This is a genomic window from Streptomyces sp. NPDC057543 (assembly GCF_042801895.1).
GTDB lineage: Bacteria > Actinomycetota > Actinomycetes > Streptomycetales > Streptomycetaceae > Streptomyces.
In genome coordinates this window covers 19,117-31,360 of sequence record NZ_JBHVFF010000066.1, presented here as the reverse complement: position 1 = coordinate 31,360, position 12,244 = coordinate 19,117, and the positions used below count along the sequence as shown (strand labels likewise).

Sequence of the window (12,244 nt, the reverse complement as noted above, 5' to 3'; positions counted from 1 at the left end):
CATCGGGCACGAGATCAGCAGACACCCGGAAGATCCTGCCGACACAACACCCAACTGCCAAGCCAACACACCGATCTCATTCTGAAACGATCAGTAAGAAGCCCACGGACGTAGTCTCGCATCCGACGCCGGGATTCCACGCGGGCAAAACGTCCTCCGATCCGCAAGACCAGCTCAGCAAATCCCTCTTCCCACAGGCCCGTTGGTGCATCGCTCATGCGAGCGGGCTGCCCGGAACGTTGCCACTACAAGCAGCGCGGCCACACGTTCGTGGGACGGCCCGGCAAGACTGCCCCACCCCTATTCCAGCCCGCTACACTCTCCACACCCAAGCCGCTGACCAGCACGAATGAAGAAGTCCGGCTGGAGTACTAGGCCTGTGCGACTCGTGTGCCGCCTTCGCGATGCACCGGGCGCTGTAACGGAGATCCCGGAGAATCATCGAGTGCCACGGGGCTCCCGGTTGGTCGCTGCGGGTCTTCTTCGTCTGCGAAGGAGGAAAGTAATGAGCGGTACGTGTCACAGGACTCCTTCGGTAGCAAACCGCCACGGAATATCCTGACGGGCTACCTGAAGTTGGCCGCGCCGCCCCGCTGAACGTTCCCCGTCACAGCACTAGGCTGCACCGGCCGGCGGCGGGTTCTTCAGCATGGCGTCGCAGACTTCGAGCAGGAAGTCGACGACGGCGGGGGCGTCGGGCACCTCGCAGGAGACGCTGCGGCTCCCGGGGTTGAGGTCCTTGGTCGCGGTGAGGTTCAGCTGAAAGGCGCCGCGCGAGCCCACCAGGTCGAGGTCGGCCCAGGGCAATGGGTCCTTGCGGTGGTATTCGCTGGGACCGATCAGCAGCCCGGTGGGCAGGACTCCCAGGACCGTGCCGAACACGACATGCCCCTGCTCGGTGAACTTCTGGTGCAGTGCAGCGGTCCGGCGCGGTATCAGCGCGGCGTCGACGGCACGGGCCAACTCACCTTCCTTGCCGCGCAGGTGCATCAGGACGACCGGTTCGTCCGCGCCACGCAGCCGCAGAACCAGCCGGGCGAAGTGCTCGGTCTGCAGATTGCCCCGGTACTCGAAACGAGCTGGAACGAACTCGTAGGACTCGATGGCTTCCCAGGGCAGGGCCGGCATGTAGCTGCCGGCCGCGGCCAGCACGAGGCCGCCCTCGTAGTGCGCCACAGCCCTCAGGCCCGTGCTCGGCGGGAACTCCCGGTACAGCCAACCGGCGCCCGCCGCGATGACCAAGGCAAGGAGGAACGCCCACCACGTCCAGCCCCACGCACCCGCAAGGACCAACACCACGGCTGCAAAGGCCACGCTCAGGCCGTAGCTGACCCGCCGGGCCGTGCGGTAGACACGGCGTCTCGCGCCCAGGCCGGCCTCCGCCGCGACCTGGTCGTAAGGGGTGCGTCCACGCATGCGACGGCTCCGCTTCAGTTCGGCTACGACCGGGCAGTCTAGTGCTGTGATCGCAAGGGTTCACCGGGTTGGGGCGGGCCAGTTGGCAGGCAGCGTGCAGTTCCAGCCTGCTTGCCGGTTGAAGGGCGCTTGGACGATGTCGTGGAGTGAGACTCAGCCGAATAGCGACGAGCAGCACGCACCGACGTCCGTTCGTCCGATCGGAGACGCTCTGCGGCCGGGCCTGCCGGTCACCCGGTGCCTTCACCGGCAGGCCCCGGCCGTTCGGCGAGAGCGCCCGGTCCGGCCGCATGACAAGTGGCCTGCCGTCAGGGCCGGTTCAGGCCGTCGTCTTCGCGGGCTCCGACTCCGTTGGCTCGGTCCTCGTGGACTCGTTCAGGCGTTGGCCGAGCAGGATGAACAGCAGGACGAGCCCGACCGTGAGCAAAGTGTGGCCGAGGCCTGCAATCCACGGCACGGCCTCGGGGACCTTGCTTCCGAGCACGGTCTCGGTGCCGTGAACGAACATCATGACAACGGTGATCGCGATGCCCACGTTGTAGAACCAGAAGAAGGAGGTGAAGAGTTTCGTCCCGGACAGCTGGAACTGCTTGTCGAGGGCGAGAACGATGAGGAAACCCAACATACCCAGAGCCAGCAAGTGGGTATGTATGACGGCCAGTTGGGTGTCGCCGTCGAAATGATGGGCCTTGGTGAACTCTCGGTAGTACAGCCCGGAGATCAGTCCCAGGATCATGTAGATATGTGCCGCGTGGTACGATTTCCGCATCCTCGTTCGCCCCCTGCTGAACGAATACCGTCCTGTCGCGAGCCATTGAAGCACTCCGAACCTGTGTGGGGCAGGAGCTTTCAGCCAGAGCCACGATGGGCGCAGCGGACACAGGAGATTTCGACGCGTTTGTACGTCGCTTGCCCTGGTCGCTCGGCGAGCTTTCCACGTCACAGTCCCCGTCGCCTACGGGATCAGCCCTCACCCGGTCGAGCCGCGAGCGTCCCGTTGATCCTCGCGATCCGTTCCCGCCACGGGACGCGGTCGGGCTCCGGCGCGGGGGCGCCGCTGGAGGTCGCGCGCACTGCGGACCTGCGGCACGGGGGCGCATTCCGTCTCGTCGGCCAAGGGGCGGAACAGGTGCTTCTCGCCTGGGCCTCTGCCTCGAAGTGCATCCGCGCCCGGTCCAACAGACCGTCGGGGACACCGCCCCCTGCGATCAAGGGGTGGCCCGCGCCTGCCCGCCCCGCGGGCGTTCTCGCGTATGCGAGCCATCGGCCATCCGAGTAGATTCGGTCGGGGAGCCGTGTGATGTGAATCGGGAGTGATCCCTCATGAGCGCCACGATGCATGCCGTACGTGCCCACGAGCGGGGCGGCCCCGAACGCTACGCGTACGAGTCCGCACCGCGCCCCGAGCCGGCGGCGGGTGAGGTGCTCGTCGCCGTGTGCGCCGCCTCCATCACAGCTGGTGAACTCGACTGGGACACCACCTGGACCGACAGCTTCGACGGAACGGGCAGGGACCGTACGCCGACCGTCCCCTCGCACGAGGTCTCGGGCGTCGTGGCCGCCTTGGGCAGCGGAGTGACCGACCTCGGGACCGGCGACGAGGTCTACGGGCTGATCCCGTTCACGCGCGACGGCGCGGCCGCCGAGTACGTCACCGTCCCCGCCGACATGCTCGCCGCCAAGCCGGCCACGCTGAACCACGACCAGGCGGCGGCCGTCCCGCTCGCCGCTCTCACTGTGTGGCAGGCGCTCGTCGACCATGCCGCACTGCAACGGGGACAACGCATCCTGATCCACGGCGGCGCCGGGGGCGTCGGCACCTTCGCCGTGCAGATCGCCGCGGCACTCGGAGCGCGGGTGACAGCCACCGCGTCGGCAAGGGACAAGGACTTCGTCACCGGCCTCGGCGCACAGCAGGTCATCGATTACCGGAACGAACACTTCGAAGACCTGGTGCACGACGTCGATGTCGTGCTCGATCTGGTCGGCGGCGAGACGCTGGACCGCTCCTGGGCAGTCGTGCGCCCAGGAGGAATCGTGGTCAGCATCGTGCAGCCGCCAGACCAGGAGAAGGCCGCCGCCCGTGGTGCACGGGGCCTGTTTTTCATCGTCGAACCCGACCGGCCCGGGCTCACGGCCATCAGCGAACTGATCGACGCCGGCAAGCTCAGGCCGGTGGTGGACCGCGTCGTACCGATCACCGAGACGCGAGCGGCCTACGAGGCCCTCGCGGCGGAGCACCCGCGCGGGAAGGTCGTCCTGCATGTCGAGCACGGGGGCCGCTGAAGGGATCCGCTCGGCTGCAGGGGCATGCCCGTTGGTGACCGGACCGTCAGCGGAGGAAGCGGGAGAACATCCCGTACATGAACGCGGTCCCCTGCCGCAGCGCCTCGACGTAGATCCGTTCGTCGTTTCCGTGCATCGTGACGAGCTGGTCGTTGTCGAGTACGTAGGGGTAGACCCCGTATCCGGGGATGCCGCGCTCGCGCCACGGCGCCAGGCTGGTACCTGCTTCGAACAGGGCCGGCGCGAACACCGCGTTGGGGTAGGTGTCGCTCGCGGCGCCGGCGAGAGCGCGGAACAGTGGCGTGTCGATGCCGGCCGGTGACGTCGCCCACCTCTCGTCGAGCTCGTCGAGGTACTGCGCCTCGGTCTTGCCCTCCGGGGCGGCGAGTGTCACCTGGATGCCGCGGCGGGCCGTCATCTCGCGGACCTGGGCGAGGAACTCGCGGGGCTTCTGACCACCGGGGATGCCACGGCAGTTGAGCCGGACATGAGCCGAGGACGGGATCACGTTCTCCTTGTAGCCGGAGTCCTCGATGACAAACGCGTGCGTGGTCCGGAGCAGGGCACGGTGCAGCCACGGGTAGGAGGACTTCGACACAACGACACCCGCGGCCCGTTCCCGTGCGTTCTGGCTGCGTGCGGAGAGCATGAGCCTGACCGCGCGGGCGAACTCCGCGTCGTCGGTTGCCTTTGCCAGCGCCGCGAAGTACTCGCGCGTCACCTCGGTGAGGTGCACCGGCGCGAGCCAACTGCCGAGTTCGGCGACCGCCCGGGACAAAGTCACGATCGCGGATTCGGGGTTGGGCTTGGAGGAGTGCGTGGCGGTACCGCCGGCGGTCAGGTCCAGGTTGAAGTAGACCTTGTCCTGCCGGGTGGCAGTGATCAGCATCGGGGTGGTCTTGTCCTTCTGCGCCAGGAACCAGCCGCCCTCGGTGAGGACCATGCCCGCGTCCACCTTGTTCCAGTGGTTGGCCGCAAGCCAACCCGACCCGAACGAGCCGGCCTCCTCGTCACAGTCGGTGAGCACGATGATGTCGCGCTCGAACCGGGACCCCTCGGAGATGTGCCGCAGCAGAGCACTGATCGTCGCCGAGTTCGCACCCTTCATGTCGAGGGCGCCGCGGCCGTACACCTCCCCGTTGCGCACCGTGCCGGAGAACGGATCGACGGACCATGCCTCCCGTTCGACCGGCACCACGTCGGAGTGGCCGAGCATCAGCAGCGGCGCAGCGGAACTTGTCCCGGGGATCCGCGCGATCAGGTGCACGTTGTCCGGCTGAGGAGTGTCGATGATCTCCGTGGGCACCCCGGCGTTCTCCCACACCGCCTTGAGCATCTCCGCGTGCGGGCGCGTGTTCGCGCCCTTGCCGTAGTTTTGTGTGTCGTAGGACAGCATCCGCTGGAGCAGGTTGAGCGGGTCCTTGTCCCCCTCCGGCACCGCGGTGACGGCCGCCGCCGGGCTCAGGGTGGCGCCGGTGAACAGGCTGATGCCTCCGAGGCCTGTGGCGCCGAGGGCGGCGATGCCGACTCCGCCAAGGAAGGTGCGTCGCCCGAGTGGCGCTCGGTTCACGGCGGTCACGTCACGTGAGTCGTCCATGTTCTCCTCCTTATTGCGGGGGTGGCTGGTGTTCGAGGTTGGCGATCAACCTGGTTCAGGGGCAATGAGCGAGGGACGCCGCAGTCGATGAGCGGTCTTTAATCTGCGACGAACGGTGTCCGCCCTGCCTTCCTGTCGCGGTGCTTGCTTGCGGTGGCCGACCTCGCGCGGCCCGCAGAAATGTGATGGATCACGAACACCTGCACTGGTTCAGGTCGTCTTGCACCGGCGGCAGCGGGACCGAGTGCGTCGTGGTGGCCGACCTGGTCTCCGCCACCGGCGTACGCGACTCGAAGCGGCCCGAGGAGCCCGAGCAGCCGTCCGGCCAAGCACCTGGGCCGACTTCGTACAGGGCCTGCGACATACCCCGAAGAGGGGAAATGCTGGTTGCCCGTAAGGCATTCCGGAGTCAACCGGGGGTGGCGGTGGAGCGCGGGAAGCTCCACCGGACGGTGGCCCCGCCGCGAGGGTCAGCCCACCGTGGTACGAGCCGACGGGCTGCCGTACAGGCGTAGGCGAGTCGCGTCGGGTCTCCGCTTCCTTCGCGGATGGCGCGGCGAGCCGCCAGAGAGGCTTCGCCGAGCGACTTTTGGTCCGTGACGAGGTGCTGATAGAACGCCTTCGCGAAGGCGAGCGCGGAGTCTGAACGTACGGGCCAAAGAGTGCCGACGAAGGCTCCGGCACCGGCCCGCAGGAACTGCGGGGCCCAGCCGAGTGTGGAGCCGAACCACGGGTTTTCCCCCGCGCTGCGGCAGGCGTCGAAGAACACCAGAGGCCGGCCGTCGCGCAGTGATCCGGATTCGGCGGCCTTGCTCAAGTCAATGGGGTCGAACGGGGCATCCGCCATGGTGACGCTGGAGCCCTTGTCCGTGAAGGAGTTGTGGCAGGCGAAGTGGAGCAGGCCGGTATGCCCCAGCTCGATCAGCGCGGAGAGCCGTTGCCGGATCGCGCACGCTTTGCCCCCTCAATCCGTCGGCCGAAGGCAGAGCCGCACAGACGGTCATGCCCGATTGCGCTGCTTGTACCCGGAGCCCGCTGTGGCCTCTCCGGCTCGGTAGCAGATCCCTCTGCGTTGCTGCTGGACCGGAGCTCGGTTCGAGCTCGAAGAATACGTGGCATCGGCCTCCGTCACCCGTGCTTGCGGCAAGAAGCGACCACGCGGGTCAGGCCTGGGCCGGCAGAGGTGTTGGTGTGCCGTTGATTCGGGCGATGCGTTCGCGCCAGGAGATGGGTTCGGTTTCGGGGTGGGCGGCGGCGTGGCGGCAGGAGGTGCATTCGGATTCGCCGTGCAGGGGGCGGAAGACGTGGGGGTCGCCGGGGCCGGTGCATTCGGAGAGTTCGGGCAGGGGTGGACGTTCGTAGGGCTGGTGCTGGACCGGGGGTTCGGGGAGTTTCTGGATGAGGCGGTAGCGCAGGAAGCCGACGGCTGAGCGGACGCCGTTGTCGGGGCGTTCGGCGAGCAGGGCGTGGCGCAGGTCGGATTCGCTCACGCCGCGCTCCAGCCATTTGACGGCCTCCACGGCGAGGGCGCGGGCTTCGCGTAATCCCAGGTGGAGTTCGCGGCGGGAGTGACGCAGGGAGAGCAGGACCCGTTCCGCTGCGGCGAGTTGGGAGGGGAGCGGTGTCGGATCCGGTGGCGTTGGAGTTGATGGGGTCGGTTCGGGTGCCGGTTCCGGGGTGGGCTTGAGCGTCGGCTCGGGTTCGGGGGGTGGGTGGGGAGTGGTCTTATCACTGTGGTCTTCTGCGGGTTTATAGCCACCGACCGTCCGAGGAGCCGGTTCGCCGACCGTCGGGAAGTGCGTACTCGGCGGCCCGATCGCGGGTGCAGGCACGAGTACCGGTGCGGGCACGGGTACGAGTGCGGGCTTGGGTACGGGCACGGGTGGGGCCCCTCGCAGGTGTCGTGCCTGCTCACTCGTCAGGGGGTTGTTCGCGACCAGCTGCTCGGTCAGCCAGCGGCCGCCCTCCCCCTGGCTCCGCCACTCGTGCACGTACCCGTGCTCGACGAGCTGTGACTTCGCCTTCTGGTACGCGCGGCCCTTGATGCCCAGCTTGCGGGCGAGTTCACTCAACGGCTTGTACGTGGCATCGTCGGGCAGGCCCTGGACGTACAGGAGCAGGATCTTCGCGTCACTGCTCAGACGCGGGTGGCGTACGACATCGTGCGATGCCTTCGTGAAGCGCGCAGACGGCGCGATAGCATGACGCAGCATTTCCGGTGGCCTCTGGTTCCACTGGTGGTGTAGGCCCTCGGATGGTGTTTGCCGCACCGCCGGGGGCCGCCCTGTGTGCGCGTGAACACACAGAGCGTGATGATTCCGTCACCGTACCGCATCACCCCCATCTCCCACCACGCGAACGGGACTTCGCACCGTCGGGCGAGCCAGAGTGAGCCGTGCCGGTGGTCGTCGGCGGTACGTCGATCGTGCCCGCGGCTTCGAGCGCGAGTGGTCCGGTGGGGGTGTTCACCAGGCGCCGGACGATTCCCGTCCGGGCGCGGAGACGTTGCGGACCCGGCGCTCCTCCAGGACGGAGCACCGCGAGACCTCGCGGTCGTGGTTGCGTCGGGGGAATTCAGTTGCACAACCCCAGCACCCGGGCGGCGCGATTTGACTTGCCACTACATATCGCGAAAGCTAGATGCGTCCCCTGGAGGACATAGAGAGCATGGAGAGGTGGACCCGTGGACCCCCTGGCCGCACACAAGGCGCTCGCCAACCCCGCGCGCCTGCAGTTCATGCAGTGGCTGAGGGAGCCGGAGAAGTACTTCGACGAGGACTCCTACCGACAGCAGGGACTCGGCTTCCACATCGGAGTGTGCGTCGGCGACATCCAGAAGCGTTCCGGGCTGGCACAGTCGGTGGTGTCCGGTTACCTGCAGACCCTGAAGGACGCGGGGCTGCTCACCTCGGAACGCATCGGCAAGTGGACGTACTACCGGCGCAATGAGCCGGCGATCGCGGAGTTCGCCGCACACGTCCGCGACGATCTGTAGCCCGCCCGGCCTGCCCGGATCCCACGCCTGAGCCCTTCCGCAGTTTCTTCCGCTTCTAGCTTCTTCCGCTTCCCCGTTTTATGCATCTACTTTTCTAGATTTGATGAAAGGTTCCCATGCGAAAGGCATCCCTCACCGTCCTGGTGCTCGCCCTGGGCGTGTTCGGGATCATCACCACCGAGATGGGCATGGTCGGCGTACTCCCCCAGGTTTCGGCCGAGCTCGGTGTCCAGCCGTCCACCGCGGGCTGGCTCGTCGGAGTGTTTGCCCTGGTCATCGCCGTGTCCGGGCCGTTCACCACGCTGCTCGCCTCCGGCATCGACCGCAAGAAGATACTTGCTGCCGCGATCGCGGTGTTCGCCGTGTCCAACGCCGTCTACGCACTCACCACGCGGTACGAGGTGATGCTCGCCTTCCGCGTCGTTCCCGCACTCTTCCATCCCGTGTTCTTCGCCGTCGCGCTCGCGACCGCCGCACGGCTGGTGCCCGCCGAGGACGCCACCCGGGCCACGACCACCGTGTTCGGCGGAGTCACCGTCGGCTTCGCCTTCGGGGTGCCGCTGACCTCGTACCTCGCCGAGCATGTGTCCTTGGCGTCGGCGTTCTGGTTCGGCGCGCTCGTCAACCTGATCGCGTTCCTCGGCATCCTGCGGTTCGTCCCGCCGATGCCGGTCGGTCAACGGGTTTCCTACGGTGCCCAGTTGAGTGTTCTGAAGCGCTCCCGGTTGTGGCTGACCATCGCGTCGGTCGTCCTCGTCTTCGCGGCGATGTTCTCGGTCTACGGCTACTTCGCCGAGTACCTGGGCCAGGTCACGCACATGGACGGAACCTGGGTCAGCGCCATGCTGATGGCGTTCGGCATGGTGATGATCCTTGGGAACTTCGCCTTCGGTGGGCTGTTGCGGCGCAACCTGATTCGAACGGTGGTCGCCTACCCGGTGCTGTGCCTGCTGGTGTACGTGCTCCTGTACGCCGTGGGCCCGCTGTTCGCGCCGATGGTCGTGGCGGTGCTGGTCTGGGGGGCCGTGCACTCGGGCGGGCTCGTCGTGAGCCAGAGCTGGCTGGGGCAGGACGCCGTCGACGCGCCCGAGTTCGGCAACAGCCTCTTCATCTCGTTCTCGAACCTCGGCATCACCGTCGGAACCGCGGTCGGCGGCTGGGTCCTGGCCACGTACGGCGCCCGTCAACTCGCCTGGGCGGGGACGGGATTCGCCGTTGCCGCGCTGATCGTCATAGCTCTGCGGCTGGCCCTGGACGGTGTCGGAGGCCGACAGGCGGCGCTCACCGATCCGGACGTAGGGACACTCGGAGAGGTTCGAGCCTGAGACGGCCGGGCCACCGCGCCGGCCGGGGCCGGGGCGATCCAGCACACGACGGTGCCCCCGTGCTCGTGACCGCGGAGCACGGGGGCACCGGTGTGTCAGTGCTGCTGTGCCTTGCGGCGGCGGATCACCAGGAAGCCACCGGCCGCGACGAGCGCGGCAGCCGCTGCGGACAGCAGGCCGACGGGCGCACCGTTACCGGTCTGGGCGAGGTCGCCCTCACTGTGTGCGGACGGTGACGACGAGGAGGGGGCGGAGGCCGAAGCCGCAGCCGAAGGCGTCTCAGTGGTGCCCTCGGGAGCGGACGAGGCGGGCGCCTCGCTCGGCTGCGCCGGGTTGGACGGGGTGGACGGGGTGGACGGGGTGACGGAGCCCGGCTCGGTGACGGACTCCGACGGGGTGGCCTCACCGGGCTTGTCGCCGCCCGGCTTGTCACCACCCGGCTTGTCATCGCCCGGCTTGCCGCCGCCCGGCTTCGAGTCGTCATTGCAGTCGACCCAGAAGACCTTGTGCTTGGCCTTGCCGTGCTCGCCGTCGAAGTTCCAGAACAGCTTGTAGTGGCCGTCGGGCAGGGACTGGTCCTCCGAACGGAGGTGCCCCTTGCCGTCGAGCTTCAGCGAACCGGTTTTCACGGTCTCGCCCTTGACGTGGGCGGTCGGGGCCCAGGCTTCGATGCGCCAGTCGACGTTCTGGCCGGCATCGAAACCGAAGGCGTCGAGATAGAAGGTGCACACGTGAGGCTCGTTCTTACGAAGCTCCTCACCGGTCGCGGCATCGTGGATCTTCACGGTGCCGTTGTCGCCGGGTGCGGTGGCGTACGCCGTAGGGGCAAGCAGCAGGGCCGCGGTGACGGCGGCCGTGAGCGTGCCTGCGGAAGCAACTGTGCGCATGGGCAATCCAACGGTTGATTGAAAGGGCTGCCGTGGGGGGTTGATCGATCAGCTTCCTGCGACTGGGCGCGCCCCGTCAATGCACCTCTGACCACTTGCGTCACATGGTGCACCACTTGCCCCATTAGTCCAACATAACGATTGGGAACAGCGCCCTCCGGATGGCCGCGGCGCAAGAGTGCCGGGCAGCCCGGCTCTTGATGCCTGGTCAGACAGTCGCGATCGTGCGACCGCTCGACTGCGGCCGCGACGGCGGCGGAGGCGGGCTACTACACCTTCGCCGTGCTGGACGACGCGTCGATGAAGGACGCCATCGTCATGGACCAGCGCTTCTTCGGACTTGACCGCTTCGACAACCACGTTCGTGTGAATCTGCTCTATCCCGGCTGGTCGCAGCCCTGAGCCGTGTTCCGCTGTCTGTCCATAGGTGAAGTCACGCACAACGGTGGGCACGCGGACATCACTCGCGAGGCTCTGGACGGTGCCGGCACAACGGCGCGTGTGGCGGAGGCCGCCTCGCGTGGGGTGCCGGGGAGAGCGGCGGCTGAGGGCGGCGATGGACAGCAGGGGCCGAACGAGTGGCTCGCGACCGGTCCGCGGGACGCCCGGCGGGGTGTTTCAGGAGACTGGCCGTCCATGCGAAAAGCGGCTCCGGGACAGTCGCGCCGAAGCGTCGATTTCCGGCCACAACACAACGCCCCTTACGCTGCAACACATCGGTCACCAACGGTCGACCGGGAGAGAAGGACGACAACATGACCTCCGAGACCAAGACACTCGACACCATCGAAGCCACAACTGCCGTACTGGAGGCGGAACTTCCGCGTCTGGAGCAGCACCAGCAGACCCTCGAAAAGGAACTCTCGACAGTCACCGAGCGCCTGGAGTCGGTGCGTACCGCGCTGTCGGCTCTGCGCGTACTGTCCACCGCTCCTGTTCCCTCCTCGAACACGGAGGCGGAGGACATCCGTGCCGAGGGCACCGAGGTCGCGGACGTCCCGACGGGGGACGTCAAGGCTGAGGACGTCACGGCAGAAGCCGGGGCCGGGGCGAAGAGCATTGCCGCTCCCCGGATTCCGCATCAGGCGCAGGAGTCCATCGACACCGCCGTCCAGGCAGAAGCCCCGCAGGAGCAGGCAGCGGCGGCGGCTCCGGCGCGCCGCACCGCCCGTAAGGCGTCCGCGCCCAAGGCCGGCAAGCAGGCTCCGGCCAAGCCGAAGAGCACGCGCGGCCAGGCCAAGAAGGCCGTCGCCGTCAAGGACACCAAGCCCGCCACCAAGGCCTCCGCCAAGCCCGCAGCCAAGCCCGCTGCCGCCACCAAGGCCACGAAGGCCACCAAGGCTGCCGCCAAGCCCGCCAAGGCCAAGGCGCCGAAGAAGGCGGCGCCCGCCGCACCGGCCGTCGACGACAGCGGCAGCCTCACCGAGATGGCCATGAAGGTGCTGGCGACGTTCGGCGACACCCCCGTCCGCGCCCGCGAAGTCACGAAGGCGCTGGGGCGTGAGCTCACCCCCAACAGCATCAACACGGTACGCAGCACCCTCGACCGGCTCGTCGCCACCTCCCGGGCCCACCGCGCCGGCCGGGGCCTCTACCAGGCACCCGCCAACTGACGCCTCCCGCAAGGGCATCAGAAGCAACCGCTCGAAATCGCCCCCGTCACGGCCCGAAGGCCGTCACGGGGGCGAAGGCCGTCACGGGCAGGGCGCAGGCTGTTGTGGACGGGGCGAAGGCGCTT

Annotated in this window: 11 protein-coding genes; 5 read left to right on the top strand and 6 right to left on the bottom strand. The window is 67.8% G+C overall.

The features are described 5' to 3' along the window. Positions 1–615 precede the first annotated feature (615 nt). Together ACFU8Q_RS14280 and ACFU8Q_RS14275 are read right to left on the bottom strand one after the other, a co-directional pair. Positions 616–1,416: a hypothetical protein gene (locus tag ACFU8Q_RS14280; protein ID WP_384452573.1), complete on the bottom strand. Its 801-nt coding sequence runs from the start codon at positions 1,414–1,416 to the stop codon at positions 616–618. 319 nt (positions 1,417–1,735) lie between these two features. Continuing rightward, positions 1,736–2,185 (bottom strand): DUF2871 domain-containing protein, encoded by a 450-nt coding sequence (locus ACFU8Q_RS14275; protein WP_384452570.1) that lies wholly within the window; start codon positions 2,183–2,185, stop codon positions 1,736–1,738. 554 nt (positions 2,186–2,739) lie between these two features. On the opposite strand from ACFU8Q_RS14275, the gene ACFU8Q_RS14270 reads away from it, so the two are divergent. Continuing rightward, positions 2,740–3,702, top strand: coding sequence for an NADP-dependent oxidoreductase (locus ACFU8Q_RS14270; protein WP_384452567.1), 963 nt, complete (start codon positions 2,740–2,742; stop codon positions 3,700–3,702). A 46-nt stretch (positions 3,703–3,748) separates the two neighbouring features. On the opposite strand, the gene ACFU8Q_RS14265 is transcribed toward ACFU8Q_RS14270, so the two are convergent. Next, positions 3,749–5,299: a M20/M25/M40 family metallo-hydrolase gene (locus tag ACFU8Q_RS14265; protein ID WP_384452564.1), complete on the bottom strand. Its 1,551-nt coding sequence runs from the start codon at positions 5,297–5,299 to the stop codon at positions 3,749–3,751. 185 nt (positions 5,300–5,484) lie between these two features. Here ACFU8Q_RS14265 and ACFU8Q_RS14260 point away from each other — a divergent pair, with 185 nt between their 5' ends. After that, entirely contained in the window at positions 5,485–5,814 is a 330-nt protein-coding gene (locus tag ACFU8Q_RS14260; protein ID WP_384452561.1) for a DUF397 domain-containing protein, read from the top strand. Here the strand turns inward: ACFU8Q_RS14260 and ACFU8Q_RS14255 are convergent. Beyond that, positions 5,709–6,224, bottom strand: a complete 516-nt coding sequence (locus ACFU8Q_RS14255; RefSeq protein ID WP_384452585.1) for a CHAT domain-containing protein — start codon at positions 6,222–6,224, stop codon at positions 5,709–5,711. The two genes, ACFU8Q_RS14260 and ACFU8Q_RS14255, sit on opposite strands and share 106 nt — an antisense overlap. Positions 6,225–6,462: 238 nt before the next feature. Beyond that, a complete protein-coding gene (locus tag ACFU8Q_RS14250) occupies positions 6,463–7,512 on the bottom strand; it encodes a hypothetical protein (RefSeq protein ID WP_384452558.1) in 1,050 nt (349 codons plus the stop codon). A 470-nt stretch (positions 7,513–7,982) separates the two neighbouring features. On the opposite strand from ACFU8Q_RS14250, the gene ACFU8Q_RS14245 reads away from it, so the two are divergent. Together ACFU8Q_RS14245 and ACFU8Q_RS14240 are read left to right on the top strand one after the other, a co-directional pair. Further along, positions 7,983–8,294, top strand: a complete 312-nt coding sequence (locus ACFU8Q_RS14245) for an ArsR/SmtB family transcription factor (RefSeq protein ID WP_384452555.1) — start codon at positions 7,983–7,985, stop codon at positions 8,292–8,294. 116 nt (positions 8,295–8,410) lie between these two features. Beyond that, a complete protein-coding gene (locus tag ACFU8Q_RS14240; protein ID WP_384452552.1) occupies positions 8,411–9,619 on the top strand; it encodes an MFS transporter in 1,209 nt (402 codons plus the stop codon). A gap of 95 nt (positions 9,620–9,714) precedes the next feature. Here ACFU8Q_RS14240 and ACFU8Q_RS14235 read toward each other — a convergent pair whose 3' ends face one another. After that, positions 9,715–10,506 carry an LPXTG cell wall anchor domain-containing protein gene (locus tag ACFU8Q_RS14235; protein WP_384452549.1) on the bottom strand — a complete coding sequence of 264 codons (792 nt, stop codon included), beginning with the start codon at positions 10,504–10,506 and terminating at the stop codon, positions 9,715–9,717. Between the two features lie 755 nt (positions 10,507–11,261). Between ACFU8Q_RS14235 and ACFU8Q_RS14230 the strand changes: the two genes are divergently transcribed. Beyond that, positions 11,262–12,119, top strand: a complete 858-nt coding sequence (locus ACFU8Q_RS14230; RefSeq protein ID WP_384452546.1) for a hypothetical protein — start codon at positions 11,262–11,264, stop codon at positions 12,117–12,119. The last annotated feature ends 125 nt before the right edge of the window (positions 12,120–12,244 follow it).